This window comes from Bradyrhizobium hereditatis (assembly GCF_020329435.1).
Lineage (GTDB): Bacteria > Pseudomonadota > Alphaproteobacteria > Rhizobiales > Xanthobacteraceae > Bradyrhizobium > Bradyrhizobium hereditatis.
In genome coordinates this window covers 17599-44494 of the sequence record NZ_JAGKJK010000029.1, presented here as the reverse complement: position 1 = coordinate 44494, position 26896 = coordinate 17599, and the positions used below count along the sequence as shown (strand labels likewise).

Annotated in this window: 19 protein-coding genes and 8 pseudogenes; 4 read left to right on the top strand and 23 right to left on the bottom strand. The window is 57.8% G+C overall.

Annotated elements, in window-relative coordinates; all coding sequences use genetic code 11:
* Positions 1 to 72: 72 nt before the first annotated feature.
* Both J6524_RS35490 and J6524_RS35485 read right to left on the bottom strand, forming a co-directional pair.
* The gene (locus tag J6524_RS35490) at positions 73 to 360 is read right to left on the bottom strand and encodes a transposase (RefSeq protein ID WP_225678522.1); all 288 of its coding nucleotides are present in this window, start codon (positions 358 to 360) and stop codon (positions 73 to 75) included.
* A gap of 857 nt (positions 361 to 1217) precedes the next feature.
* Positions 1218 to 2753, bottom strand: a complete 1536-nt coding sequence (locus J6524_RS35485; RefSeq protein ID WP_225678521.1) for a porin — start codon at positions 2751 to 2753, stop codon at positions 1218 to 1220.
* 450 nt (positions 2754 to 3203) lie between these two features.
* On the opposite strand from J6524_RS35485, the gene J6524_RS35480 reads away from it, so the two are divergent.
* Positions 3204 to 3686, top strand: a complete 483-nt coding sequence (locus tag J6524_RS35480; protein WP_225678520.1) for a MarR family winged helix-turn-helix transcriptional regulator — start codon at positions 3204 to 3206, stop codon at positions 3684 to 3686.
* A gap of 515 nt (positions 3687 to 4201) precedes the next feature.
* Here the strand turns inward: J6524_RS35480 and J6524_RS35475 are convergent.
* The 8 genes and pseudogenes from J6524_RS35475 to J6524_RS35440 form a co-directional block, all read right to left on the bottom strand.
* Positions 4202 to 5254 carry an alpha/beta hydrolase family protein gene (locus J6524_RS35475; RefSeq protein ID WP_225678519.1) on the bottom strand — a complete coding sequence of 351 codons (1053 nt, stop codon included), beginning with the start codon at positions 5252 to 5254 and terminating at the stop codon, positions 4202 to 4204.
* A gap of 497 nt (positions 5255 to 5751) precedes the next feature.
* Complete coding sequence (locus J6524_RS35470) at positions 5752 to 6189, bottom strand: ABC transporter permease (RefSeq protein ID WP_249789783.1); 438 nt, start codon at positions 6187 to 6189, stop codon at positions 5752 to 5754.
* The gene (locus J6524_RS35465) at positions 6186 to 7529 is read right to left on the bottom strand and encodes an ABC transporter permease subunit (RefSeq protein WP_225678517.1); all 1344 of its coding nucleotides are present in this window, start codon (positions 7527 to 7529) and stop codon (positions 6186 to 6188) included. The genes J6524_RS35470 and J6524_RS35465 overlap by 4 nt, the downstream gene beginning before the upstream one ends.
* A 21-nt stretch (positions 7530 to 7550) precedes the next feature.
* A complete protein-coding gene (locus J6524_RS35460) occupies positions 7551 to 8606 on the bottom strand; it encodes an ABC transporter ATP-binding protein (protein WP_225678516.1) in 1056 nt (351 codons plus the stop codon).
* Positions 8607 to 8918: 312 nt separating this feature from the next.
* Positions 8919 to 9548 (bottom strand): extracellular solute-binding protein, encoded by a 630-nt coding sequence (locus tag J6524_RS35455; protein WP_249789782.1) that lies wholly within the window; start codon positions 9546 to 9548, stop codon positions 8919 to 8921.
* Positions 9549 to 9982: 434 nt separating this feature from the next.
* Positions 9983 to 10273 carry a hypothetical protein gene (locus J6524_RS35450; RefSeq protein WP_225678515.1) on the bottom strand — a complete coding sequence of 97 codons (291 nt, stop codon included), beginning with the start codon at positions 10271 to 10273 and terminating at the stop codon, positions 9983 to 9985.
* A 72-nt stretch (positions 10274 to 10345) separates the two neighbouring features.
* Positions 10346 to 10516 (bottom strand): CoA transferase, encoded by a 171-nt coding sequence (locus J6524_RS35445; protein ID WP_225678514.1) that lies wholly within the window; start codon positions 10514 to 10516, stop codon positions 10346 to 10348.
* 204 nt (positions 10517 to 10720) lie between these two features.
* Positions 10721 to 12918 (bottom strand): annotated as a pseudogene (locus J6524_RS35440) (acetate--CoA ligase family protein).
* A 1094-nt stretch (positions 12919 to 14012) separates the two neighbouring features.
* On the opposite strand from J6524_RS35440, the gene J6524_RS35435 reads away from it, so the two are divergent.
* Positions 14013 to 14627 (top strand): aspartate/glutamate racemase family protein, encoded by a 615-nt coding sequence (locus J6524_RS35435; protein ID WP_312002537.1) that lies wholly within the window; start codon positions 14013 to 14015, stop codon positions 14625 to 14627.
* Between the two features lie 762 nt (positions 14628 to 15389).
* Here the strand turns inward: J6524_RS35435 and dapA are convergent.
* From dapA to J6524_RS37515, 3 genes and pseudogenes are all read right to left on the bottom strand, one after another.
* Positions 15390 to 16275: pseudogene (gene dapA / locus J6524_RS35430) on the bottom strand (4-hydroxy-tetrahydrodipicolinate synthase).
* A 661-nt stretch (positions 16276 to 16936) separates the two neighbouring features.
* Positions 16937 to 17257 (bottom strand): hypothetical protein, encoded by a 321-nt coding sequence (locus J6524_RS37520; RefSeq protein ID WP_283843380.1) that lies wholly within the window; start codon positions 17255 to 17257, stop codon positions 16937 to 16939.
* 327 nt (positions 17258 to 17584) lie between these two features.
* Positions 17585 to 17749 carry an ATP-binding protein gene (locus tag J6524_RS37515; protein ID WP_283843379.1) on the bottom strand — a complete coding sequence of 55 codons (165 nt, stop codon included), beginning with the start codon at positions 17747 to 17749 and terminating at the stop codon, positions 17585 to 17587.
* An 803-nt stretch (positions 17750 to 18552) separates the two neighbouring features.
* Between J6524_RS37515 and J6524_RS37785 the strand changes: the two genes are divergently transcribed.
* Positions 18553 to 19152 carry an amidase family protein gene (locus J6524_RS37785; RefSeq protein ID WP_312002536.1) on the top strand — a complete coding sequence of 200 codons (600 nt, stop codon included), beginning with the start codon at positions 18553 to 18555 and terminating at the stop codon, positions 19150 to 19152.
* A 155-nt stretch (positions 19153 to 19307) separates the two neighbouring features.
* Here the strand turns inward: J6524_RS37785 and J6524_RS35415 are convergent.
* From J6524_RS35415 to tnpA, 7 genes and pseudogenes are all read right to left on the bottom strand, one after another.
* Positions 19308 to 19465 (bottom strand): annotated as a pseudogene (locus tag J6524_RS35415) (acyl-CoA thioesterase domain-containing protein); the annotation flags it as partial.
* A 75-nt stretch (positions 19466 to 19540) separates the two neighbouring features.
* Positions 19541 to 20396: pseudogene (tnpC, locus tag J6524_RS35410) on the bottom strand (IS66 family transposase); the annotation flags it as partial.
* Positions 20397 to 20475: 79 nt separating this feature from the next.
* Positions 20476 to 21719: pseudogene (ltrA, locus tag J6524_RS35405) on the bottom strand (group II intron reverse transcriptase/maturase).
* 179 nt (positions 21720 to 21898) lie between these two features.
* Positions 21899 to 22033 (bottom strand): hypothetical protein, encoded by a 135-nt coding sequence (locus J6524_RS37510; RefSeq protein WP_283843378.1) that lies wholly within the window; start codon positions 22031 to 22033, stop codon positions 21899 to 21901.
* Positions 22034 to 22234: 201 nt separating this feature from the next.
* Positions 22235 to 23031: pseudogene (locus J6524_RS35400) on the bottom strand (IS66 family transposase); the annotation flags it as partial.
* A 47-nt stretch (positions 23032 to 23078) separates the two neighbouring features.
* Positions 23079 to 23425: pseudogene (gene tnpB / locus J6524_RS35395) on the bottom strand (IS66 family insertion sequence element accessory protein TnpB).
* Positions 23422 to 23823 (bottom strand): IS66-like element accessory protein TnpA, encoded by a 402-nt coding sequence (gene tnpA, locus J6524_RS35390; protein ID WP_225678511.1) that lies wholly within the window; start codon positions 23821 to 23823, stop codon positions 23422 to 23424. The pseudogene tnpB and the gene tnpA overlap by 4 nt, the downstream one beginning before the upstream one ends.
* Before the next feature lie 187 nt (positions 23824 to 24010).
* Here tnpA and J6524_RS35385 point away from each other — a divergent pair, with 187 nt between their 5' ends.
* Positions 24011 to 25462, top strand: coding sequence for an IS4 family transposase (locus J6524_RS35385; RefSeq protein ID WP_225678510.1), 1452 nt, complete (start codon positions 24011 to 24013; stop codon positions 25460 to 25462).
* Between the two features lie 245 nt (positions 25463 to 25707).
* On the opposite strand, the gene J6524_RS37780 is transcribed toward J6524_RS35385, so the two are convergent.
* The 3 genes and pseudogenes from J6524_RS37780 to J6524_RS35375 all read right to left on the bottom strand — a co-directional run bounded on the left by J6524_RS37780 (position 25708) and on the right by J6524_RS35375 (position 26754).
* On the bottom strand, positions 25708 to 25893 hold the full coding sequence (locus J6524_RS37780) for a hypothetical protein (protein WP_312002535.1): 186 nt from the start codon (positions 25891 to 25893) through the stop codon (positions 25708 to 25710).
* 103 nt (positions 25894 to 25996) lie between these two features.
* Positions 25997 to 26164: a hypothetical protein gene (locus J6524_RS37775; protein WP_312002534.1), complete on the bottom strand. Its 168-nt coding sequence runs from the start codon at positions 26162 to 26164 to the stop codon at positions 25997 to 25999.
* 42 nt (positions 26165 to 26206) lie between these two features.
* Positions 26207 to 26754 (bottom strand): annotated as a pseudogene (locus tag J6524_RS35375) (cupin domain-containing protein).
* Between the last annotated feature and the right edge of the window lie 142 nt (positions 26755 to 26896).

The following is a 26896-nucleotide window of genomic DNA, read 5'->3' as shown; positions in this document are numbered from 1 at the left end:
GCAGTTGGCATTGCCGGCGGATCGATAGACTCTCATGATCGCGCTGAAGCAATCCTTGGCGATCCGGCGCGCTCATCTTTCGGACCTCCTGGCTAAGAAATCTCGCTCGACCGTCAATTGTCCGATCTTGGCGTGGAGCTTCTCGACCTCCAGTTCGTGGGCCACCTCGCCATCCCGACCAGTGCCCGCGTCGAACGCACGAACCGCTTGATCCTGAAGCTGCTTCTTCCACGCATAAATCTGGTTCACATGCACCTGGTAGCGCTGCGCCAGATCCGTCACCGTTGATTGTTCTCGCAGCGCCTCCAAGGCGATCTTTGCTTTCAGCGCCGCATCGATTTTCCGTCTCGTCTTCTTCATGGTCCGCTCCGTTTATCAAAACGGAACGGCATCCGCACCACCTAAGCCGCCGGTCCAAAATCCGGGGTCCACTTCAGCATCGCCCCTCAAATCTTGCACAAAACATGTCTGTTCTTAATCCGCGCTTCGGTACCACGGCGATAGCGAACGCTGCATCATCCAGCAGAAAGACGGCAACTTCAAACGCACGGACATCCAGCGCTCGCCTGAAGGACGATGTCGTGTCCTCCACCGTCGGCGAACTGGATGGGCCTCGCGCTTAAGTTGCCGAGACCTGATCGCGACTTAAGCAACTCGTCAGGCATGGCCAGGAGGTTGTGATCTGATTCCGCTGCCTCGCCAATTGTGTATTTGCAAGTCATTTTCTTTTTTCGTCAGCGGGTCATCGTGGGATGCAACCCGGCGTGCCAGAAGAAAACCGGACTGAGATAGACGAGCTCATTTGAAACTGCTCGGGCGCCCTGAATCGAGGGAGCTCTCCGTCCGCGATGACGCGAAGCTGGCGGGCGACATCCGATTCCGGCTGACGATCGTGCATTCCATATGTTTTCCAAACCGAACTGATCAGCCGCTGGATCGTCTTCTTCAGAGTACAGCTCGGCATGGAGCGAAACGGAGCACCGGTGGTACAAGGTCGCGCCCTTTGAAGCCGCGTGTGATCTGCCTAACAGCCTTCGCAATCAGGAGCGCGTAGTCCGAGTAAATTTGGCTCGCGATGCTCGTGCTGTATCCTCGCAGTCCAAGGACTGTTAGGGTCAACAGGTGTCACGAAAAAGCCCCCGGCGGGCATGCCGGAGGCCTTCTTGGAGGTTTACAAGAGCAGTTCGGTTTTCTCCTTCCGCTGTTTTAAGGCAGACTCACCAGTTCCGCTGAACGCGGAGCATCATCTGGAGGCTGTTCTGGTCCTTCAGCTCATAAGTAGCCGCTGGTTTGGCAATGCCAGCCTGCACCGGCAGGTTCACAGTACTACCGCTCGCATACTTCTGGTCTAGCATCACGTAAGCGATATCCGCCGAGAAGGTCATATTCTTGACTGGGGTCCAGCGCGTGATCAGACCAACAACCGAATAGTTGAAATCAGGGTTGCAGCCGGCAGCACCGCTTGAAAGGGCAAGCGTTCCGACGAACGCGCCGCAAATGTAGCCCTTGGCCGTGCTATTGTAACGGACAGCAGCCCAGGCACCGTAGACGGCCGTGTTCCAAAATGGATTCCAGTTGTGGGTATAAGCGCCGTTGAAGCCGTAGGTCGTGGTCAACTGCTGGTCAGACCCGGTAACGAAGACGGAATCAGAGACACCGGCAAGGCCGACGCTCTGGTAAGCTCCTCCCAGACCCGTACTGCCGTACATTGCGTAAGTGTACGCCGTATAAGGGTGGAAGTTGTAACTGCTTGCCCCGTTGGTATACACGCCCTGGACGTTGATCGTATCACGCTCACCAGTCGGGATGTTTTTGATCGACAACGCCAGCTGTCCAGCCCAGCCCCATTTGTCGTCAGGATGGCCGGTCGTTTCGGCAACGCCATAGTAGCCGGCGTGGTTGTTATGCGCGGCGACCGACGCCTGGAAAAGACCCCAGGCTTGGTCAACTCGAAGCGCCGCGACGAGGTCTGGAGTTCGCGTACCGCCGATGTCACCGGCACCGTAGGTACCCGTGGCCAGACCCGCTGCCGTCGCGCTGCTTACGTTCCAAATGTTGGTCGTATATCGGGTGACCTGGTCCTCGGCCGAGAAGCTGAGCGCGATGCCGTTCCCTAACTCGGCGGTATAGGCGAATTGATTGACAGCTTCCCAGCCGCCGCCGCCCGGCAGGCCATCGAAGCTGTTCCCTGGATAGTTGGTCCAGGGAGAGGAGAACTGCGACTGCGCTCTACCGAAGGTGAAACCAGCGAACTGGATGAACGCGTAGTAGATACTGAGGTTACCCCCGGAAATCTGGCCGCTACCGCTTCCTGCGGGGTTGGTGCCGCTATAGGCCGTCGCGCCATTAACGGCCGTTGTACCGGCACCATTATAGCCGCCCGCGGTCCAGGTGAAGGCCAGCTCAGCGTACGTGCGAAGGACACCATATTCCGTGACCGTGCGCGTATCGACGTTGAAGTCGAAACGTGATTGAGCCGTGTAGTAGTTGCTGAGGCGGTTGCGCGCGCCAGCGACGCCGCCGGTGGCGGCACCCCAGACGCCGTTGGTGCCCACCACGGTCGTGGCGCGCACGTAACCACCCAGCTTGATGCAGGTGTCGCTTCCGGGGATGTAATAGAAGCCGGCACCATACAGCGAGCAGATCTTCACGTACTCGACTGCCTTGGCCTTCACGGGAAGATCGGCCGCCTGCACTCCCGCGCTAGCAAACATTGTCGCAGATGCGAGCATAATACTCTTCGTCAGTTTCATGGATGAACCTCCAAGTTGGAAACGTCGTTTCCGTCCTTCAAAGATCCGCCGCTGCTAGCCTCACCTACTGGGCGGGTGCTTGACGGACGACGTCGAGGCGCCCCCTCTCCGTCAGTCCAAGATCTAATTCGCGACATCAATTGTCGCAATTAATTAATGACAATAATTACATATCGGCCAGAAAACGTTGCTTTTCTGCCACAAGTGCGGCAGCCTCATACAAAAGAACCCCCAGGGGGCATCCTGGAGGTTCTCCTTGGAGATTAGAACATGATCGCTGACGAGCCTTCCAGCCATCTGTGCAGACGCTAGCTTAATTAATTGTATCTGTCAATTGATTTATTACATGATGGCTATGCACGAGCAGCCTTTCCCCATCGACTTAACCCGGATACCTCTCTCGGGGCGGTCAGGGAAGCTGCAGGCCCAAGTTAGGCGGAATCACTAAACATGGCTGACAAACAAAAAATCGATAGAGCCGTTAGGGACTTCATCTGGAACATTGTCGAAATCCATTCCCAACTTGAGGAAATACACAAGAGCTGGGCCCAACTCTTGGGACTAACCGAGCCACAGTGGTTGATCCTAATGGCTATCGACGAACTCGATGAGGGTCGCGGTGTCTCGGGGATAGCGGTCGCAGGCAAACTGCGAATCCATCCGGCGTTTGTCACCAACCAAACGAAGAAGCTAGAAACAATGGAGTTTCTGGCACGCGAACCATCGCTCGATGATGCCAGGTTCGTCCAAATGTCCTTAACTCAAAAAGCCTGTGCAGAAATTTCGAAACTGGCGATCAAGAGAGAGGCCCTCAACTCCACATTATTGGACGGTTTAGATGAGGCGTCGCTTGACTACCTCAATAAACGGCTAACCTCGATCGCCAAGAATACCCGGTTGGCATCGCAAAAGCTTAATATAGGCGTATTGTAGGCGGGAATGGACCAGAGCGGCTAAGCCTCACCGTTTAAACCATTCAAGGATGGCCCCCTTTGTCTGCAGCCAACGTCTGAACCGACGTCGAGCAGTTCAGCGATCACTCGCTACGCCTTCGAAACAAGCTTGGCAAAGCGAGCACATTGACGAGTGACTTAGCGGTGGACCAGAGCAAGGGCTGCACCGCGATTTTTCGTTGTAATTCGGTCGTAATGGTCGTCACCAGCAATCGTTAGTCGTCCCGCGGGGTGGAGTTCCTGGTGCGAGCGGTGGATTGAGTTTCCGTTTTCGCCGCGGAGTGGAGCGATGGGCGGAGATCTATTCGCCAGGCTGGATTGTCAACGTGAAAGCACGATCTGATGCAACGACAAGATCGATCGCGCAGCCTCTACAGCGACAAAGGCGGCAGAGGGCCGAAAGCTCAAGGCAGGGGCTCAATCGAATCCCGGTTTGTCCAACGATGGTCGAGCGCCGTGGATGCTCTATTCCCTCAGGGCTTCTTAACGGATTAGCTATGCAGCTGCAGCGCTGAGCTTTTTCTCCAACCATCTGAAGATGCTTTCGTCTGAGGTCACGAAGTTGTCCACCTCCCCCCCGGGACCGCCTTGAATGATCTGAGCCATAGCCAAATCCAAATCGATGCCCGCCGCCATACAATCCGCCTGTAGTTTGACGGCCTCTGAGATGCTGACAATCCCGCGCCCACCGGCTACGACGAGTATTGGACAAATCAATTGTCGTGCTAATCGTGAGCGACACGCCGCCACCACGTCCTCATCTGCGTCATCTTGGGTGCTCGTCATCCAGCCAATGGATCCTCGAGTCCGCGTCCAATTCCAAATGCCAGCGTCGCAAACCGCCGCAGCGACCCGGCTGTCATACGCGGCGAAATCGGTAGCTAAGGCAGCCGATAATCCATCTCCATAAACGGCGATTCGACTGGCATCGACGTCAGGCCGAGCCGACAAATGATCTAAACAAAGAGACAATAAGATTTCCGATTCGCCGCGAGAATGATTTGCGACGTCCTCGTGAGAGACAACAAGGACGGACATTCCCCGACCAATCACAACAGGCAAGAGCCTGCCGAGCAGCGTCGCTCTGTTTTCTTCTTCGCTGCTGATGCAAATGACTGCCGGGGCGCATAAATGGGAAGTGCCAGCAGGCAAACAGTAGGCAGACAGTTCGACGTGATCGCAGCACGTAATTTGCACGCTCTCGACCGTGTGGCCGAGAGCTAATCCGAACCTCTGAACGCCGGCCTCGACTTTGGCTGAAACGTCTGCACTGTCTCGATCATCGTTAGCAAGTAGCCTCCTGGCAATTTCGAAGGCTGTTAGCGCGCAAAGCCACGCCTCCGTGGCCGCACCGAAGGCTCGTTTGCCAGTGTTGAGGTCAGCAAGGCGGCAATAAGCATCGCCGGTGGTTATCCATGTCGCGGCCCAGTCCTGACGACCCGTTTCCGCGCTGTCCGCCTCGGACGGCAGGCTGTCGAAGAACGCCGAGGCGCCCCGCCGTGTAGACGCAAGATCACCCCCCACATGAGGCCAAGCACCAAACTCCATCGATTTGCCCCCGGTGCAGATCGCATGCCCAATCATTGTGCTGCTGGTTTGGAGATGAAACCTATCGGTGAGACAGTGGCTTCTCAGCTTTGGTTGTTCATCTCTTTGTAATAAATATTAGCAAGCTCCAGACGGAGAAATTCCCTTATGGAGAGGCTTGCAACTCCGAAATTCTGTGCCTGAAGCGGATTGTATGAATTTTTCATGCGCAGGCAGCCTCGGCTCCTCGGGAGAAGCAGAGATGGCTATATAATCGTTAACTGCTGGACCGACGATAGCCCGCTACCCTCAACGGTTGAAAGCCGCGCTTAGTGTGTGCTGGCGAGTGCCGGCAGTACGACGGAAGAGAGGGAAGTCGATTGTGCTGTGGTGCCCGCGAAGCGCATGGAAGTTTGAACAGTTCACCATCCATGGTTTCGATATCCCTTAACATCAAGAGGCACCGAGACCATCTCTCGCTGGACATAAAACAGAGCGCTTTCGATCTCCCGCGAGCCTCAAGTCGTGGCCCCTCGAAGCCCGCCCGAAACTGTCGGCCTCGATCGCCACCAGGTGATGTAGAGAACGATCAGCCAGAGCACCGGCAGAAGCATCAGCAGCGACACCACTGCTGCGATCGTCGGGTCGATCTCGTGTCGCATGTTCTCCCACATCTTCAGTGGCAGGGTGCGGATCGAGAATCCCCTGATCAGCGACGATTTGACGACCTCATCGAAAGAGTGGAGGAACGCAAACAGAGCCCCACCGATGATGCCTGGCCGGATCAGCGGCAGCGTTACCCTTCTAAAGGTCTGCATTGGGCCAGCGCGCATACTTTTCGCCGCCTGCTCCAGGCGCCGGTCGAAGTTCGCAAGAGTCGCTGAGACGATCACTACGACGTAGCCGATGGCACCGAGGCTGTGCGTCAGAGCAATGCCAGTTTTCGTACCGTTCAATCCAAGCTTGAGCAATCCGAGATAAGCCGCGATGCCGACGACAATACTCGGCAAGGTGATCGGCCAAGGATAGCCATGGTGAGGGAGCTGCGCAGCCGCGGAAAGGTACGGTTCAGGCCATAGGCCGCGAGTGTCCCGACGATAGTCGATAAGATAGTGACCGCAATGCCGATCTGGATGCTGGTCCATGCCGCGCCGGTCCAGGATGGCTCGCCAAAGAAGGAACGGTACCACTGCAGCGACAGGCCTGAAGGCGGGAATTGGAGAGATGGCCCAGCGCTGAACGACATGATGATTACCAGGACGCTCGGAAACAGTAGGTAGAAGATGACGAACACGACAAACACGGCTCCGATAATCTGCGACCAGCGGCCGCTGCTCGCGGCTTGGTAGAGCTTAGCGGTCCAGCGCTTCGCTCGATATGGAGTGGCAAGCTGATTGAGATAACGTGCAAGTGTGGACATTGAGAGTAGCCAGTTCCACCAATACGCCCGCGCCGGTCCCGCCGGGCGGCCCTGCGTACTGGAAAAGTCGAGCCCGAAAATGGCGAGCATAGCTGCGGCAACGGCCAAGAGGATAAAGGCTGAGGCTGCAACACTTGCGACATTGAAAGAGGTCTCGACCTGACTCGCGATGAACGTTGACAGCATTGCGTCACGCAATCCGCCGAGGGCCGCTGGTGTGATAGAGAAGCCGAGGCAGAGCACGAAGACCAGCAACGAGCCGCTGCGCACGCCGGGCAGGCTGAGCGGGAAGAATACCCGCCAGAATGCGGCAAGCGGGCGAGCCCCCATGCTGCGGGTTGCTGACATCAGCGACTTGTCGATGCCGAGCATGACGCTGACCAGAGGCAGAATCATCACTGGGAGCATGATGTGTACCATCCCCACATAAACGGCCAACCGGTTGTAAATCAGCGGCAGCGGGTTGGAGATTAGCCCGAATTCGAGTAGCATGTTGTTCACCATACCGCCGTCACCGAGGATCACGATCCACGCGTATGTGCGCACCAGCAGGCTCGTCAGATAGAGGATGGCAACGAACACCAGGAGCGCCGTGCGCACGCTCTTCGAAGCGGCGGTGATCAGATAAGCTGTGGGGTAGCCGACGATGAAGCAGATGGCGGTGGCCACCACGCTTACCTCAATCGTCTGCAAGAGCACGCGGACATTCGCCGCTTGGCCGAAAAATGCTTGATAGTTCGCGATCGAGAAAGTCGGCGCATTCAGGCTGTTCAAAAACAGCAAAACGATCGGTATGCCAAAGACGTCGAGCAGGATAGCGAAGGCTGGCAGGGTGAGCCAGATTGGCATTCGGACAAGTTTTTGCAGCGTATTCATTCGCTTCGCCTTCTTGGCGCCTCACGTAGCGACGAAACGGACGTCGGACCGGAGCCATTCCAGCCGCACTTCGTCGCCGGATCGGAAGATCTGCTGACCTGAGGCGACATGCTCGCGCACGACAAACAGGCTGCTCCCGACGTGCACATGGTATTTCCGGAGCGGGCCGGCATAGATCATGTCCGCCACGGTACCGGTAACGTACTGTCTCTGGTCCGCATCGGCACGCTTTGGCGCTGCGGGAGCCGCAATACAGATCCGCTCCGGCCGAAGCATGGGCAAGGTGCCGGACGGCTGCGTCGTATCGGAATGGATCTTGAATCCTGAGTCTTCGATAATGTTAGCCTCACCCAGGAACTTCGCTACGAAGCGTGTTGCCGGCCGGTCGTAGAGAACCTCCGGCGCGTCGGCCTCTTCAATCCGCCCTTCGCGCATGACGATAATACGATCTGAAAGCGTGAGCGCCTCATCCTGATCGTGCGTGACGCAGACAGTCGTAATGCCGAACTCTTTGTGCAAACCCTTGAGCTCGACCTGCATCTGCTCACGCAGATTGCGATCGAGTGCACCAAGCGGCTCGTCGAGCAAAAGGATAGGAGGATCGGCGATCAGTGCGCGGGCAAGCGCCACGCGCTGTTGCTGCCCACCGCTCAGTTGCGACGGCATGCGATCGCCCAAATCATTGAGGCGCACGCGTTTAAGGATGCGCTCGACCCGTTTCGCCCTCTCGGTGAACTTTATGCCCCGCATCTCGAGGGGAAATTCGAGGTTCCGACGCACACTGAGGTGCGGAAACAGCGCGTAACTCTGGAAAACAATGCCTTGGTCGCGCCTATAGGATGGGACCGCAGCAACGGATTTGCCGCCGATCAAAATGTCGCCCGTATTAGGCGCTACGAATCCGGCTAGCAACATCAGCGTTGTGGTCTTGCCGGAACCGCTTGGACCGAGAATAGTCAGAAACTCACCGCGGTGAACCGTCAGCGAGGGGTTGTCGACGGCAGCGATCGGCCCGTACAGCTTGGTGACACCGCGAAATTCGATTTGCGCGGCTTTCTCCAATGCAAAGTTGCGCAAGTTGCACCTCTCGATTCTGGTTGCGTTGCGATGAGCAAGGCCCTCCTGCTCCTCTAAAGTCAGGGCATCCGACATGGCGGCTAGTATATATCACGGATCGGCAAGGCGAACGCGCATCGCCGTCGCCCAGGCCGCATACTCAGCAGTACGCTCAGATCTAGCGAAGAATCCACTCGTTCCAGCGCTCGCGAAGCCGCTCGGTGTTCGACTTGCCGTCTGATCCGCGCTGACCGTACCAATCCACTTGGATAGGAATGAGCTTCGCAAAGTGCTCAGGGTGGCTACATAGCCTGCGACCCACCTCCTCCGGGATTAGCTTGAAAGCGTCGAGGTTGTCGGCCCGAAGGCAACAAGCTTTCCGCGCGCCGCCTGGCGGTCGGCGCGGGTGGCGAATTCGATGAGCTTCTGCGCGCTCTTTACATTCGGACTGCCCTTCGGTATCGCCCAGTAGTCCCAAGTCACTTTGGACCGGTTCCGGTTGATCTCGAGCGGCGCCCCCTGATCGATCAGCAGATTGACCCTCGCATCATAGGAATTCATGATGGTCGCCCCCTTATCCCGCACGATTTGCTGGATCTCGGACCCGTTCGCCCACCACTTCCGAATGTGCGGCTTGATCTTGTCCAAGCTGGCGAAAATGCGATCGATATCCATCGGATAGATTTTGTCCGGGGCCACGCCATCCGCCAGCAGGGCTTCTTCCCAAGGGCCCTCGCCTCCCAACGCGCCGGACACGAGCGAGCGAGCGGCAGGAAACTTCTTGACGTCCCAGAACTCCGCCCAAGAAGTCGGCCGGGGCTTGTTCGCCGGAAACACCTCAGTGTTGTAGGCCATGACGAAAGAGTAGAACAGCGCGGCAACACCAAACGGATGTTTGGCGTAATTGACGAGACCTTCTAGCTCCTCCTTCTTGTAGATCGAGTAATCGATCGGCTCGAGCAAGCCTCTTTGACTTCCAATAAATTGGGTGGATTGACCCAGGGGAACGACGTTAGGCTCATTGTTTTCCTCCCCTTCCCTTCCAGCTTGAATTGGGTGGATTTAGCCGAGTTGGGGGCGAGCGGCGTCATGTTCTTGGAGAGCTCGTCGTGGCTCGACACAGCACAAGTTTGCAAGAGCTTACTCCGCATCTGACTCGCAAGAAAGCCCTCGACGCCACCAGTAGACCGATGACGACCCGGTCGTGCAGCGATTTGGAGTCCGATTGCCCATTCGCAATTTCATTGAGAACGAATGTGTCGCGGTCGCGAGTCAAGAACGGCGTATTTTCAATGTCCAAGCCAGACAGGTAAGCGCAATGGTGTCTGCCGAGCTTGTGAAGCGTGATCATCAGGCTTGTCGTCTCTAGCACCTACGAATCGTACATCAGAGCGCAGTCATTCAAGTCGCGCCTCGTCGCCCGGTTGGCCCGTCGCCTGATGCGACGTGCTCGCGCACGACAAGCTCGGTGCCGTCGACACGTCATGGTATTTTCGCAGCGAGCCGCCATAGATCATATTCTTCACGATCCCGGTGACGGACTGCCACTGGTCCGCATCGACGCGCTTCGGCCCGTAAGATCCGGTCTGACCGAAGCGCACCGAGTAATAGACGATGCCGGATTGATCTTCTTGATTGACTCGTAATCTAGGTCGTAGCTTGAGGTCGCCGACCTTGTAGTTCTCCATGAACACGTCGGCGCCCTTGGACGCTGATGATGTCCGGCCTCGGCCTTGGGGATGTTGACGGTGACCGATTTCTTATTGCGTTGGCGCAAAGATATGACGAGTTGTTGTTCCCATTACCTCCCGGGTCGGTGAGGTGCGTCGGGTGGAAAGCGCGCCGTCGTCGCCGGTGCCCGGCCGCTCAATCTTGATCACCTCGTCGCCGAGATCGGCCAGCATCTGGGCCGATAACGGCCCGCCGAGCACGCGCTTGCAGGGCTACCGACATAAGCGTTTCTCCTGATTATTTTTCTGCGGCGCGGATACGCCCATCGCGATCTCTAATCTCATTTGCACCAGCGACAGCAAGTGTGTTCAAGCTCGATGGGCACATCGCCTGGAGCGGAGATTGCCTACGCCTGATCAGCGGAAGCTTCGCTGACAGCTTCAGGCCGGTTGATACGGGCATTGCTATTGGTCAGCCCTGTTCCTTGTATCATTTTGCAATACTACGAGTGCATCCACCGCGGCTCCAAGCTTGGCAGTGACTAGGAACGGATTGACGTCGATTGAGGCGATGCGGCCACCAGCATCGGCAATCAGATTGGAGAGTCCGACCAGCGCCTTGATCACAGAAGTATCGTTCAAGGCCGGTTTGCCACGGTAACCCCTAATCTTCACGCCGGCCTTGGTGCGGCTGATCAGCCTTTTCGCCTCGCTGGCGTCAATCGGCGCGCCAGCCAGCGCCACGTCTTTCATCAACTCGATGTCGATGCCACCAGTACCGAATAGCACCACCGGTCCCATCTCAGCATCAAGTGAGGCGCCTACTACGAGTTCGAGGTCGGCCTTGACCTGCTGCGCAATCAAAATGCCTTCGAGTTTTGGCTTGCTCTTAAGTTTCCTTACACGTGCGGCGATGTCGTTGAACGCCTTCTTCACCTCGGCCGCATTATTGAGATTGAGCACAACGCCCCCGATGTCGGTTTTGTGCAAGATGTCGGGGCTGACCACTTTCGCCATGACGAGAAAACCGATCTTCTTCGCGACGGCTGAAGCCTCTTCGGCCGTCTGCGCTATCGCCTCCTTCGAGATCGGGATGCCATAGGCCTTGAGCACCTTTTTCGAGGCGATCTCGTCGAGCGGCGCGCCGCTAGCGCGATTCAACGTCTTTTCGAGCAGCGCCCGGGGCTTGGGGTTTGGAAGAGGAAACACGTCCTTGTCGAGCGCAGCATAGTCAATCATCGCCTTGATTGCGCCGACCGCGCGGTCCATACCTTGCATGACAGCGATGTTCGGCAAGGACTTACGCAAGGCCTTTGTGTGCTCGGTAAAGCCGATGGACATCGGGCTGATGTAGATCACGGGCTTGGACGCGGCGCTCGCCATCTCGTTGACGACGCGCAAATTGCGCTCGCGCAATTCATGTGGCGCCTTGGGCAGTTCGGCGTCAATGATGACAATGTCGGTATCAGGATCTTCGATCATGATCTTGATTGATTTCATATAAATCGATGGATCGACCACTGCGGCAAAGCCGGCATCCAGTGGATTGCCAATGATTGAGCCAGGCCCGAGCATCGTGGACACCTTCTCGCTGACGTCCTTACCGAGCGGGGGAAAGTTGAGCCCCGCCGAATGGAACGCGTCAATCAGAAGCGCGCTTGCCGCCCGACAGCGTCACCGCGGCGAGCCGGTCGCCTCTGGGCAATTGAGCGTGAACGAAGCATTCCGCGGTTTCGACCAGCTCATCGAGCCCGCGCACCCGGATCACGCCCTCGCGGGTCGAGATTGCGTCGAAGGACTCGATGGAGCCAGCCAGTGTCGCCGGTATGCGCCATGGCCGCGGCGCGTCCACCCTCGGAGGCCCCGAGCTTCAGCGCGATGACAGGTTTGCCGGCGGCACGCGCTGCCTTGCAAGCATTCCGAAATGCCTCCGTATTGCGTACGCCCTCGAGATAAACCACAATGACTCGGATCGAGGGATCGGAGGCGAAATATGCCATAAGATCCGGCGTCTGCAGTCCGGCCTCGTTGCCGGTCGTGACCATATAGCCGACACCGACGCCGCGGTCCTCCAGTGCCTGGCGGATCATCATCACGATAGCACCGGATTGACCGGCAATCGCGACCGGGCCCTGCTCCATGGTGACGATCCTCGTCTATATTGGTGAAGAGCTTTTCGCCCGCACTCAGATTGCCGAGGCAATTCGGACCCGTTATTGCAATTCCGGTCTCACGCACCGCGGCCTCAAGTTCAACGGCAAGCCGCTGGCTCGCATGGTCCTGCAACTCGCTGAAGCCCGATGTGACGATGGTTGCGGACTGCGCGCCTGCGGCGGCAGCCTCGCGCAGTACTTGGACGACGAAGCGCGCCGGCACCAGCACCAGGACATGGTCGGGCTTTCGGGAAGAGAGGCGAAATCCTTGTAGCAGGTCACGCCCCAGACCGTGTCGCGCTTGGCGTTTATAGCATAAAGCCCGCCTTCGTACTTGTACTTGACCAGATTGTTCCAAATGCGCTCGGCATAGTTGCCCGGTTTGTCGGTAGCATCGACTATCACAATGTTGGGCGGACGCAGCATCGCGTGAACGCCTTTGATAACAGGACTCGCATCGCGCGCAGGCGACCAGTCATCCGACGAAAAGGCCGAAACGTGTGCTTCCATAGTTGCAACTATCCCTTAGTTGATCGTGCCAAGACTGTTCGTATAACTATTTTCAAATCTAGCCAGGGAAAGAGCGGAGCAAATCACGTCAAGATACTCCCCGGGCGCTCAAGCCGTCGGCGGCGCGCGAAATACGGCGGTGAGCAGCACAGAATGCCCATATCGACTAGTCAGCAAGCATGCCGACGAGCACCCACTGTTAGCTTGTAGACCATCCTCATGGAGCGGAATTATTAACAAGCGTATGCTGTGGGGATCCAATAGCGAAGCCGCAGGAAATGAAGGGGGTTCGATACCGCCCGCAGGTCATGGTCATCGGCTGCACGCCAAATTCTAGATCAAGGCGCATTTCCTCAAATATGCTCACAATGCGACCAGCAAGCACGAGAACCAGGCAACTAAGCTGGCGCACCAATCGCGGTAACGCGCGGACATTACATGTTCGTCCAATATATCTCCAGTAATGGTCATCCTGTCGAGGGGAGAAGATTGGCGTCCAATTCCGGAGATCACCTTCGGTGCAGCAACACGGTAATCAAACCACCAAAGTCAGCAGCAAGAGCGGGCAACCATCATTCTCACTAGACGCTCATCGGCGTAGCATTAGCATCGGCTCGAAGAGCATTCAGTGGCGTCACCTCTCTTCTCGCGTACACATCAGCCGGGCCAGGTGCCGAAATTCTCCAATGTAGACTATCGTATGGCCAAATTCTGCGCTTGATTGCAAGAATGCGAAGCTTTTCATGCGACGATCCTGCGGGCCGGGCGCGGCATTTCCGCCGTGCTCCTACCGAGATCGATCTCCGCGCGCGCCTATAGCCCCCATCTGCCGCGATCTCTATCGCAGCCCGATCGTGTAATCAAATTTCGCGAGTTCTGCCATCATCGATGGCGTGATCCTATGATGGTTTCGTATTCTTCCAATCAGTGCATAATTTCCACAGTAGCATGCTCTTTTTTAAGGGAATTCGGCTTTAAAGCGCGCTAATCTTTCATCCATGACATCGCAAACCCAACCATCTCTTGGAGTCCTGCTCCTCGAACGCGGGCTGCAGCCCGCTCCGTCCCGCCCAACGCCGCTGCCCGGCTCGCTGGTGAATCCGGCCACATTCGACTTTCCGATCATCTCGGAGACAGTCGAGGGAGCTTGGGTAGAGAATGTCGTCCGCGGGGATCCAGCCCTTGCGCCGGCCTATATCGCTGCCGCCCGGCGGCTGGTCGATCGAGGCGCTATCGCAATCAGCTCGAACTGCGGCTTCTCTATCCGGCATCAGGCAGCTGTGGCCGCGTCGGTGAATGTCCCTGTGGTGATGTCGAGTCTGCTCCTTCTGCCGGCGTTGCTTCGCCAGCTCCCGCCGTCAGCCAAGATCGCGGTTCTGACGTACGATTCGACGCATTGCGGCCAGGATCTGCTCGGCATTGATGACCCGACCGAGCGGGCGAGAATTGTCGTGGGAGGCATCGAAGGCGGTAAGTTCTGGCATGACGAGCTAAAGCGTCCAGCGCCACCGATCGACGTCGCCGCGATCGAGACGGATGTCGCAGCCTGCGTAGCGCGCCTCCGCGACGCGCATCCTGATATCGGGCTGCTCTTATTCGAGTGTGCGGGATTTCCGTTGGCCGCAGCGGCAATCCGTCGCATCGCGAAATTGCCCGTCTACGACATTACGAGCCTCTGCCGATTGACGATCGCCGCTGTCGTCGGTTGAGGACGCCGAATCCTGACAAATAGGCATTCACGAGGGCGCCGCCGCGGCTAACCATAGATCCTCCCAGCCTGCGTCGAAGCCGGTCTGTTGCAAGCTCGGCGACCTACAGCGGCGGGACGGAGCTCGCGCGGCTTTGCCCCAGGCTGCTCTACGCGGAAAATCCTTGATAGACCTCAGCTCAATGCACGCGGCGCTGCAATTCGTCGATGTGGAGCAAGGCGAAATTGTGCGCTAGCCAATAAACGCGAACGTTTTAAGTTATCCGCGATTTGAGGTCGCGTCTCCTTGGCGGGATCGCCGCATTCTGAGGCGCCCTGCAGCTCACGCATCGAATTGATGCCGTAACTCAAGCTCGCGTCCATAGGCTCGGCCATCCTCAAAGTTGTGCGCCCGGAGCCTGATCTGCTCTCTTTGTGGCGGGAATGCGCGTGCTCCGCGGAGCACGGTCCGTCTGGGGGCTTTTGGGATTCTGGATGCAGGCCCGTGCGGAACCGATGGCCCACGATTCAGTCGCCTAAGCTCAGGGTGTTCGAAGCAACGCACGTCGATTTGACGGGCGTCAACGAGACCAGCGTCGCGATCATAGAATTGGTTTGACGTGAGCAGCATGAACGCTCAGGTGATGGTCCTGTGGCTCAGATCCTCGCGAGCGCGCCTCGGCAGAGCCTCTCTTGTTTCGCGAGGTCCGCTCTTCAGCCCGGTTACTGCTCGTCGGTCGTCTCGGGGGCTAAATCCAGATCTATACATGCCGCGCCGCGGAGGTCAATCGATCAAACCAGCGTGTTGCATGGCTTCGCGGATCTGAGCCTGCGTCTTTTCGGCAATCGGTACCATCGGCAATCTAACCGTCGACGAACATTTACCGATCAGCGACAACGCAAACTTGGCTGGCGCAGGATTCGTCTCAGCGAATAGACCAACATGCAAGGGCGTGAGCTTGTCTTGCAGTTCGAGCGCCGTCAAGTAGTGCCCTGTCAAGCATGCGTTTTGCAAGCTAGCACAAAGGCGCGGAGCTACGTTCGAGGTTACGGAGATCCAGCCGTGGCCACCATGAGCCATAAAGCCGAGCGCAGTAATGTTCTCGCCCGAATTGAATAAAATCGGGCCCCATTGCGACGCGTTGCTGCGACACGCGGCCCAAGTCGTTGGTCGCATCCTTTACCCCGGCGATGTTCTTCAATTCATAAAGCCGTTTCATCGTCTCCAGTGACATATCGATGACAAAACGACCTGGGATATTGTAGATGATTATAGGAATTCCGATCGAGTCGTTAATCATCTTGAAGTGTTGGAAGAGGCCTTCCTGGCTTGGGTTGTTGTAGTACGGCGTAACGATCCATACCGCGTCCGCGCCCACCTTCTCCGCGTGTCTCGAGAAGTCTATCGCCTCTGATGTGGAGTTTGAGCCGGCACCAGCGATTATCGTCACCCTTCCCCTAGCTTCATCGACACACCACTCAACTATCTTTTTGTGTAAGTGAGAGAGAGTCGGACTCTCGCCGGTAGTCCCGACGGGGACTAATCCATGTATTCCCTGCGCGATCTGCCATTCTACGAGTTTGCGAAACGCCTTCTCATCCAGATCGCCTTCATCAAAAGGCGTGACCAGGGCAGTAAAAAACCCTCGAAAGCACGCTTTTTTGGTCATTCGCATCCTTTCAAAAGTTGTCGAGGCCGCCAATCTGTGAAAAAATCTTACCTGCTATTCCTCGATGCCGAACTTTGATCACCCCAGACCGATGCCGGACTATTTGCTCCTCCCTCCCATTTAATTCTACATAGCAACGGTCTATCGACATCGATTTGATGCAACGAGATACGCATCGACGCGTGAATTCGGCACGAGAGCGCCATTTGCGAGAGATTTCGCCGTAGAGAGCACCAAACAGGTCGAATTCATGGGCAGCGCCCTTGTGAGAGATCGAACCGGCGGCAACCGAGCTGTTAGCGCGTTCTTGGCTTGTGAGTTGTGACTCCTCTTGCGGAGCTCACCAAGAAAAGCGGCCTTGAACCTCAGACGGACCGCGCTGAATGTCTTCGTTGATCATCGAGCGGATTCCCGCTAGACCGTCGACTGTATGCTTTCGTCCAACATCTGAATTCCGACGGGTAGCCCTCTCACACCGAGGGGTGCCATTGTGATCGTCGGGCAGAAGCAGCGATATGACAGCATTGTAGTTCCGGACATCGATCGTGAATCTCGACCCCTAATTCATGCAAAATGAGCCGTGTCGTCAATTGGGTTCTGCGTTCGAAGGCCTTTCGACCAATTCCGGCTAACCAGGGCTGTCAGCACTCGTCCGGAGTAATCAGCGCCAACTCCTTGCCTTTGCGCGGGTGGGCTGCATCTGATTCCGCCCAATGTCCTGAACTGCGTATTTCGCAAGAACGGGACCGCGGTTTCGCTCACTGAGGCACAGCAGTTTCACTAATTCGCGGACGGCGTGGTGGCGCTGGGTTTTGGTTGCCTTGTTGTTGAAGTCGATAGGTATTGGTTTTGCTGTTTTGGCCGTCGGTGAAGGGGCGCGAGGCTTTTTCCTTCGCATGCTGTGCGCTTCAAGGATGACACGATAGGCGTTGTGGATGATTCGGTTGGGGATGGCGTCGGCGATGGTGGGTTCTTCGATCATATCATCCATCGGGTAATGAGCAGCTGGGCGGTTATCAGGGTGGATTTGCGCCTGCAGCGTTCTTCGAAGGCTTCGAGGAGATCGAGGCGCTGCTGGTTGTTGAGGGTGTGGGTGCCCCAGTCGTCGGGATGGCAACTGGACACGTGCAAGCTTATCGATGAGGCGAGGGAAGCGGCCGTGGAGGTATGGCGAGGTCTTCGAACAGGCGCGGCATCCGCAAATAAAAGACGGAATGATCGAGCCTGGCGGCCTGGCGTCCAAAGGCGCACACCGGCCAGTTTTTTTCGGCCACGGTCAAGCAGGTGACGATGAGGTCCTCCTGGGCTTTCAGCCAGGGCCTTGTGCCAGCTGCAGAGTGTTGCGCCGGTCAATCCCCCGCCGGGCCGCGAAGTCGATGTCTTCAATACAGGCAACGATGAAGCGTAGCTTTGCTGCGGCCAGGCGATTGGTCAGACGCCGGTCGGCGCGCGTGGCGGTTTCACGATCGATCATCAGGCCGATCCATTCGTCGCGGCCGAGATCGGCGCATTGTCCTGTTAGGCCAATTGCCAGTAGGCCGCCGGCGTGCCGGCAAGTCCGAGGGCCTGCGTTTGGTCGAGAGTCGGTTGGTCACAAATAGCGCAATTCAATGAAAATAACTGCGGTCGCACAAGCTAAGTGAACCACAAAACTCCAAAGAAAAACTGCAGTTCTCTCATGAAGTCATTTCAGAGCCGGATTGAGCGAGCGGCCCGAAGGCTTCTTAGGCGACGCATCGGTATCCACTCGCGTGCGCCATTGTTTCGGCGTGCAATATTCTCTCCTGAGCTGGGGACCCGCGTTCAAAAGCCAACGCCAACTTTGCAAATCGACTAAAAGGAAACTGGCGAGGGATTTGGAATTCGCATCATACGGGATCGCCGGAACGAAATCTCAGTGCTTGCGAAGGTCCTGTCCAGCGTTGACGGCTCCCTATCCTCGACGCTCATCGATCTTCATAAATGTACCGCACGCGCCAGAGCGGCCGTCGGTCCGGTGTGAAGCTGAAATCGCCGGAGTCAAGCGGCTCTCGCGATCATCCGGATAGCGTCACTGTCGCTTATTGGCAGTTGCATCAACAAGTGCTACCGCCAAGCTCACGCCGTTCTGCGAGTAACGTACGTGCAACGTTATCGCCGTGAATGCGCAGCATGTTGAGACGAATGCCGCTACGGCATCTGGGGGTTCAAACGCACTCTGAGCTAGCCTTCGTTTGAAGCCACGCACGAGATAACTGAAGAGGATTCTCTCGCAGCTGCGACCCTGCCGCCTTGTAGATGTGGTCTCGCTGTCAAGTCCGAATGAGGTGTGCAGCAGAACGCCGGTGTCGTCGCGTACAAAGGCTGCGTGCTCTCCCGATCGGCGCCAGGATTTCAGCGGCACTATGCGTCAAACGGGGCGTCTCTCCTGCCATGCCGGATAGTGGGGAGCCTGCGGCGGAACGTTTCAACAAAAAGACCAACATGGATATCCTATTGGGACGTCAAAGGAGCCTTGGACAAGGCTTCCCGGCACAAGGTTGTCGCCAGCAAGTTCAGCGGCCTCCCATTTCTTTTGAAGAACTCCGCGCTTGCATCAGTGGATGCCCACGCAGCATGGGTTCCTCGTTTCTCGATGGAACCCGGGCTCAAAACGATTCGACGCTCGCCGCACGCTTCCGTCAGGCCGGCTTTATATCCTTCGCACGTTCGACGGTGCCTGAAATGTGCATGGCGCCGACGACCGAAGCACGCCGAAATGGCGGGCCGACGCGGAATCCATTCGATTTTGAGCGTTCGTTGGGCGCCTCGTCGGGTGGAGCGGCGGTTGCCGTCGCTTGCCGGGTTGTGCCGATCGCGCGCGAAGTACCGGCGGGCCGACGCAGGTGGAAACTTTGACCAGCCTGTTGCTAGTAAGCGAAAACTAAGATTACAGTCTGGTGCTCAAGGGTCTACTCAGATCCGTCGCAATAAGATAAGCGCGAGTTATTTGCAATTCCGCGCCGCCTCGAAAATCCATACTTGTTTGCGAGCTCCCGGATCGTTGCAGGTGGCTAGCGACTCGACGGAATCGGCATGGGCTTGCGGTGAGCGAGCGCGGCGACCGTCGAGGTACCGATCGGGCCCACTTCGTCGTACAGCCAGCATTCGCCGATCGCGATACACCCTCGGCCGAACGATGATTCATCACCACAAAGCCGATCCATTCCGTACGCATACGACGAAGACCGCCTGATTGACGCATGCGCGCGGGCACGGCGAGCTCTAAGATGGCGTTGCGTGAAGGTCAGGCAGCTTGCTGATCGGAGGGCTGGTCGGTTTGGCGCAGGAGCTTCCATTCCCAGGGCAGCAGTTCGTGCAGGCGCGACGCGGGAAGATCGGCGATGCGGGCGAGGACGTCGGCGAGCCAGGCCTTGGGATCGACCTCGTTGAGGCGACAGGTCGTGATCATCGTCAGCATGATGGCGGCACGGTCGGCGCCGCGCTGGCTGCCGGCGAAGGTCCAGTTGCGCCTTCCCAAGGCGATGCCTCTCGCTCAGCGCAATTGTTGGTCAAGCAGATCCTGCCATCGTCGAGGAAGCGGGCGAAGTCGTCCCAGCACCTGAGCATGTAATTCATAGGCTTCAGGACCTCGGAGGAGCGCGAGAGGGTTTCGCGCTCACGCAGCAACCAGGCGTGCATGTCCTCGAGAAGCGGCTTGCTCTTTTCCTGGCGCACGGCGCGCCGCTCGTCCGCGCCGCGACCGTTGATAGCGCGCTCGATCTCGAACAACGCATCGAGGCATCTGACCGCCTCCAGCGCGATCGGAGAGACCGGTTTGCCCTTCTTACCTTCCCGAGCATTTTTCTCGATGTCAGCCAGCTCGAAGAAGCCCAGCCGCGCATTGGGGCGAAGCAAAACGCCGGCGTAATCGGCAGCACCTTCTTCTGCGGGTCGAACAGCGGCTCGAAGCCGTTGTAACAATCGGCTTGCAGGATACCGGCGAAGGCGGCCAGATGCTTCTGGGGATGCTCACCTCGTCGGTCGCTCGAGGCGTAATAGACCGCCGCCCGCGGCGCAGGCCCGGCGAAGGGCCGATCATCCCGCACATAAGTCCAGATCCGCCCGGTCGTGCACTTGCCCTTCGCCAGGATACGGATGGTGGGGTGAGTAGGCCGGAGGGATTTCACCTCCAGCCTCTCGCAGAACCGGGCGTGAGACTCTCGCCTCACCCGGCCCCCATCAGGCAAGCTTGCCGCCATCGCCGAGTCGCCAATGCACAAAGAGCCTGCGGTTCTCACGCGCGATCTTCTCCAGGAAGAGACGCGCGCGTCCTAAACGGTGATGGAAGCGCTTGTACTTTCGCTTCAGCCAAATAGCCAACGTTTGGTTGATGTAGCGTGCCAGCGGATAGAGCGCTGAGCGGGTGTATTGCCCATAATAAGCGATCCACCCCCTAACCATCGGGTTTAGCTCGCGAGCAATATCGTCCAGCGTCACCTCGGTTCGCCTGCGAAGTTTCAAGCCTCGGACCGTCGCCCGCAGCGCTGATTTACTGACCGCTGGGGTGAACCCACAGAACATCTTCTGCGAATGCGGCCCCAGAACCGATCGTGGCCGGAAGCAGTAGCCGAGAAAGTCAAACATGACCATCTCGCTCTTACCTCGGCGTCGATCATCCTTGCAGTAGACGATCCTCGTCTTCGTAGGATGCAGTTCCAGGCGGCACTCCGCCAGCCGAGCCTGGAGCGCTTCGCGAACGCTTTGCGCCTCCATCTCATTCCGACAATGTACCAACCCGTCATCCGTATACCGACACCACCTCAGAGCGTGGAACGTCCGCGCCATCCAGAGGTCAAATGCGTAGTGCATGAAGAGGTTGGCGAGAATCGGGCTCACCACGCCCTATTGCGGGTCCCGCGGCTTCGCTCGATCACTGTTCCATCCTCTTGCACCATCGGCGCTGTCAGCCATCGTTCGATGTAGAGCAGCGCCCATGCGCACGTCACATGTTTCCGGACGGCCCGCAGCAGAAGCTCGTGGTCGATATTGTCGAACAGTCCCTTGATGTCGAACTCCAGAACCCAATCGTACTTCCAGCACCGCTGGCGCGTCACGCCTACGGCATCGAGAACCGATTTACCGGGTCTGTAGCCGTAAGAATCCGCCAGAAAGATTGCGTCGAGAGCCGGCTCAATCAGTTGTTTGACAACCGCTTGTGCCACGCGGTCTGCCACAGTGGGCACCCCGAGGATCCTTTGGCCCCCACTCTTCTTTGGAATGGAGACGGCGCGAACAGGTGGCGGGAAGTAAGAGCCTGAGCTCATTCGATTCCAAATCTTGTAGAGATTGCTCTTCAAGTCGGACTCGAACTGCTCAATCGTCACTCCGTCGACACCGGCTGCGCCACCATTGGATCGCACCTGCAGATATGCTTCGTACACCTCTCTCTTGTCGATGTTGAACGGTTTGCTCGGCTGGTTCACCGTCGTCCTCCTGTTGTCAGTTGCGACGATGTCCAGCCCACCTGATCCGATCCCTTCGCTCCGGCCCCATTACGAGCCTTCGTCGCCAACACAGATCGGTCCGTCCCAGTGCTCCGCTTCGGTAATCTCGCCTCTGAGCGACTGGTTCCTGCAGTTCCGCGGCAGCGCCTGCATCCGATTCACGCCCCCTCAACGCCGATCGCCACCCGCCCGGTCACCAGGCTTCCGGCGGGCTCATCCCAGAGGGACGACACACCTCTGGTTTTGACGACGATTTCCACGTTACGACGGTTCATCGGCGGGTTCATTTTCATTCGTCTCTCGGACGCCTATCCGTTCGGGTATTCTCGACCGTTAGCTTCAACGCTCACGACCGCGCCTCTTAAGCGAAGGCGCTTGAAGTGATTTGAGACCTACTCCTGAAAGTCGATCCCGAGGGGCCTACCCTCATCGCTGCCACAGCTTGTGCCCACAGATTTTCAGATCATCTCGATCATCCTTTCTGTGTGCTTCTGCAGCACACTGTCGTCGCCATGAAGGCGCTCGGCCGCGAGTACATGGCGTTCGATCAAGTGGAAGAGCGGCATGACGGCGAAGGTCCCGTGGCCGACCTGGTCGGCCAGCGTCGACAACGGCAGGTCGATCCCCTCGGCCTTAAAGCGCGCACTCTGGCGGTTGAGCGGGATATGCATGCCGAACTTGTCGAACAGGATCGTCGCCAGCAATTGTGGGCCGATGAAGCCGCGCGGCGTGGCATGGAACGGCGCCGGCGGCTGGCTGATCTCTCGCAATCGCGGCAGGTGAACTTCTCGCGCAGCGTCTCGATGACCTTGAAGCGACGCGGGATCTCCTCCAACGTCTTGGTCACATCCTCGCCGATCTTCGCCAGCCGCGATCCGCCGCAGCAGGCGCAGCTCGTCGGAGCCTCGATGACGACGCGCTCGTGTTCGATGTCATCCGGCCATGGCTTGCGCACCGGCCGTTTGCGCATAAAGGGGCGGACGTTCTGCGTCTTCGCCGCTGCGGCCAGCGCGGCAAGCTCATCCTCGCTCGCCGTGGTGACGAGTTCTTCCAACTCCAACTCCAACTACTCGAGCAGCCGCGCCGTGCGCTCGGAGCGCTGCCCGTGCAGTTCGCGCTTGAGCTTCTCGATCCGCAGCTCGAGATGCGCGATCAGCGCCTCGTTGTCCGACAGCTCCGCCCGCGCACTGGCAGCCACCGCCTCGGCTTGCAGCCGCGCCTCACGCTCGGCCTGCAGCGCCGCCAGGGCACTCACAAGGTCCGATGGAAGATCGTCCGGCTTCGATATCATGAAGCCATTGAATCAGATCAAGCAGCAGATGCAAACCGTAAAAGCGGCTATCCGACCCGCGTCGGACGCTGGGTTTCTTGAGGGTTGCGCCAATCGATCCCGGACAACAGATAGCTCAACTGCGCCGGTGAGATCGTTACCGATTCACCGGCAACCGATGGCCAGATGAACCTTCCTCTCTCGAGTCTTTTGGTAAACAGGCATGCTCCCTGGCCATCGTGCCAGATCACTTTCACAAGATCGCTGCGGCAACCGCGAAGACGAACAGATGACCGCCAAGCGGGTCTTTGCGCAGCACCTCCTGCACTTGAAGTGCCAACGACGGAAAGCCTCTGCGCATATCCGTGTAGCCTGTCGCGAGCCACACTCGTACGCCGGTCGGAACCGGGATCATCGGCGCACCAGGGCATCGAGAACTCGACGCAGCGCGTCTCCATCAACGTCGCCATCGACCCGGATTCGGTGTCCGCTACCAAGATCGATCTCGATGATGCCCTGACTCCTCCGTCGACGCGCCGGCGCCGTCGTCAATGGCGCTTCGGCCACATCCCGCGGCGGCACAGACGGCCCAATCTTGACCGGCACTAACGGCGCTATACTCGTCTCACTGTGCTTGCAAAGCTCTTTGCGCCACCTGAACAGCTGGCTCACATGAAGGCCGGCCATGCGAGCCACCTCGGAAACAGTGGCTCCGGGCTCGAGCGTTGCTGCAACTAGCCGTTCCTTTTCATCCTGCGACCAGCGACGCCGCCGCTCGACCGATGTGATCACCTCTGCCCGCGAAATCGTCATAGCGCTTCTTCCTAGGATTACCCCCTAGGACCTGCAGCGCGCGCGTCCGTCAAACAAGGCGGCCCTCAACGGCTTTCAATTACCCATAACTTTGACCACTCGGACGGATCCGCTGATCGGCGAAATCTTGAGTCGAAAGAATCACTTGTGATTCCTTGCTGAGCACCTGATTCGCGAGGGGTGCTCTATGGGGCTGAGATTAAGGGATCGATCGGCAAAAGGCTGTTTGCGATCCTTGGAAGGTGAATGTTGGATTGATCGAGAGAGTAGTGGATGCGAGTTTAGGGACGCGCGGCTCGGCGGCAGATTCCGCAAACTGCTCACGCAGATTGGAAGCGCCATGGGACAAAGCATTCCGCTCGTCTGCCAGGATTGGGCGAATACCAAGGCAGCCTATCGCTTCTTCTCTAATGAGCGGGTCAGCGAAGCGGACATTCTGGCCGGCCACTTCCAATCGACACGTGATCGTGCCGCCGCCGCTGAAGGTCTCGTTCTTGTGCTGCACGACACAACCGAGTTCAGCTATCAACGCAAGAAGTCAGAAGCGATCGGCATCACCAAGAGCATAAACAGTGGACGGGATAAGGCGGGCCGCCTCAGATCGCACACGGTTTGCGGCATCCTGATGCATTCGAGCCTCGCGGTTACAATCGAGGGGGTGCCGCTGGGGTTGGCGGTCGTTAAGTTCTGGACCCGGAAGAAATTCAAGGGGACGGCAGCGCTTAAAAAGAAGATCAATCCGACCCGGATTCCCATCGAGAAAAAGGAAAGCGTCCGGTGGTTGGAAAATCTCAAGCAGTCTACGCAACTCTTGGATCATCCGGGACGATGCATCCATATCGGTGATCGCGAGAGTGACATCTACGAGCTCTTCTGCGCAGCACAGGAGATCGGAACTCATTTCCTGATCAGGACCTGCGTCGACCGCTTGGCTGGAGACGGGGATCACACGATCGCCGACGAAATGGACGAGGTCGAAGGGCTCCATCGCATCGAAGTCAGAGATAGCAACGGCGATCCCGACCAGGCCGTTCTTGAGATCAGGTATCGCAAGATTCGCGTCCTGCCGCCGATCGGAAAGCAGAAGCGCTATCCCGCTCTGACCCTGACGGTGATCCATGCCGAAGAGCGCGGGACGCCGAAAAACAGAAAGAAGATCGATTGGAAGCTGATCACCGACCTGCCTGTTGGTTCCCGCACCGACGCCATTGAGAAGCTCGAATGGTATGGTTTGAGATGGAAGATCGAGGTGTTCCACAAGATCCTCAAATCGGGCTGCAAAGCTGAGGAGTCGAAGCTCAGGACCGCCCAGCGTCTGACCAATCTGATCTCGCTCTTTTGCATCCTGAGCTGGCGGGTCTTCTGGATGACGATGCTCAACCGTTCCGCCCCAGACGCGCCGCCAACCCTCGCGTTGACTGCGACTGAAATCGGCGTGCTTGATCGCCTCGTCAACGACAAACCAAAAGCAAGACAGAAAACGCTCTCGCACTATCTGATCAAGATCGCCCGGCTCGGCGGTTATCTCGCCCGCGCCAGCGATCCGCCGCCTGGCAATACCGTCATGTGGCGCGGGCTGTCACGCCTCACTGACATCGCGCTGGGCGCCACGGTCGGAGTAGAATTTGTGGGTAATTGAAAGCCTCAACGGAGGGATACTCCATTCCGTCACCGGCAGGCGATGCAGATAGACTGTCACATCACTATTGATGAAAGAAAGGCCCCGATCCCCGCATTAGCAAAGGGGCTTGCGAAATCAGCACACACAGCAACCCGCGCGAATGGCGCCAACGGTGAGCCATCGACGAGCTCGCGCACCCCCCTCTTCCACTGCGGCTGCGGCCCGAGCGAGCCCACGCGGCCGACGATCGGACGCGTTGCCCACTAGCCGTAAATGCCGAGGCGCGGGTCAGTCGGCGGCGGAAGCTCGGCGGGCTTGGGCGCGTCCCAATTGGGTGGCGACCAAATATTTCCGTCCGAGTTCTGCGTCTTGCGCAGGAGCTGACAGGAGGCGCGCGCCATGCTCACGCCGTCCGAGAAGAACTCCGCTTCCACCACGCGAATGCGCATGCCGTCGCGGATCCGTCGTCGCGTCCACTGGCTTATTGATGCTAGGCAGGCGAAACATATCGACCGTGAGTCGTACCGGGACGAATTCCGGTTCCAAGTGGCGCTACTCTATGACAAAGTCAAGCAGACCGATGACGACGGGGCCGTGCAGCGATTTGGGGTCCCAGGCCCCCTTCGCAACCTCGTTGGGAACCAATGTGTTGCGGTCGCGAGTCAAGAACGGGGTGTTTTCCATGATACGCAAGCCTGAAACATCGACATAGGCGATCAAGACGTTCGCTCTCCATGATGAGAGCACATAAGCTTGAAGCAATCAGAACGATGGCAGCGAGCACACGCTCACGACTTCGCATGGCTCTCGACCTATGCACCTAAATCGATGCGGCCGGAGGCTCGAGAAATAATATGCGTCGCCAGGGCCTAACACACGTGCTTCATCGTCAACTGTGACCTCCAGGCGTCCACTGATGATAACTCCGCCTTCTTCACCAGCGTGAACGAGCTTAACTTTTCCCGTGTCGGATCCCGGCGTGTATGTCTCTTTCATAATTTGCATTGAACGACCAGCCGTATTATCTGAAGATAGGAAACTACGCCTTTGCCCATCTCCGTCAGATCCTTGTTCTTAAAGAAGATCTGCTCCCTGCCCTGCTCTTTCAACGAAAATAAATCCGCCAAACTGATTGGAATGGCATCCAAGATGCGCTTCAGCGCTCCCACAGATGGATTGGTTTGACCGGATTTGATCAAGGAGATGGTCGAGTTAACCACACCAGCCCTCTTTGCTAGCTCGCGCTGCGAGAGCCGATTGCGCTGCCTGATGAAACGAAGGCGAGCACCGATTTTTTCGTTGACGGTCATTCGTGCAACGGTTTGGCTCCTTTCAATGGCCGGTGGAATCTTTCCAGCAAACTTCGTCGACCGAGCTTGCACACGGCAAAAGCGGCTAAACCGGCTTTACCGCGCAATAGGTTCGGCAATGCATGTACCCCCGGCCGGTTGC

Coding starts and splice junctions, on each gene's coding strand:
- J6524_RS35480 (WP_225678520.1), top strand. CDS start 3,204: ATGGCTGACAAACAAAAAATCGATAGAGCCGTTAGGGACTTCATCTGG.
- J6524_RS37520 (WP_283843380.1), bottom strand. CDS start 17,257: ATGATCGAAGAACCCACCATCGCCGACGCCATCCCCAACCGAATCATC.
- J6524_RS35490 (WP_225678522.1), bottom strand. CDS start 360: ATGAAGAAGACGAGACGGAAAATCGATGCGGCGCTGAAAGCAAAGATC.
- J6524_RS35385 (WP_225678510.1), top strand. CDS start 24,011: ATGGGGCTGAGATTAAGGGATCGATCGGCAAAAGGCTGTTTGCGATCC.
- J6524_RS35465 (WP_225678517.1), bottom strand. CDS start 7,529: ATGAATACGCTGCAAAAACTTGTCCGAATGCCAATCTGGCTCACCCTG.
- J6524_RS35450 (WP_225678515.1), bottom strand. CDS start 10,273: ATGGAGAACTACAAGGTCGGCGACCTCAAGCTACGACCTAGATTACGA.
- J6524_RS35475 (WP_225678519.1), bottom strand. CDS start 5,254: ATGGAGTTTGGTGCTTGGCCTCATGTGGGGGGTGATCTTGCGTCTACA.
- tnpA (WP_225678511.1), bottom strand. CDS start 23,823: ATGACGATTTCGCGGGCAGAGGTGATCACATCGGTCGAGCGGCGGCGT.
- J6524_RS37785 (WP_312002536.1), top strand. CDS start 18,553: ATGTGGTCTCGCTGTCAAGTCCGAATGAGGTGTGCAGCAGAACGCCGG.
- J6524_RS37780 (WP_312002535.1), bottom strand. CDS start 25,893: ATGCGCATTCGCGTGGTGGAAGCGGAGTTCTTCTCGGACGGCGTGAGC.
- J6524_RS37515 (WP_283843379.1), bottom strand. CDS start 17,749: ATGATCGATCGTGAAACCGCCACGCGCGCCGACCGGCGTCTGACCAAT.
- J6524_RS35485 (WP_225678521.1), bottom strand. CDS start 2,753: ATGAAACTGACGAAGAGTATTATGCTCGCATCTGCGACAATGTTTGCT.
- J6524_RS37510 (WP_283843378.1), bottom strand. CDS start 22,033: ATGAAAATGAACCCGCCGATGAACCGTCGTAACGTGGAAATCGTCGTC.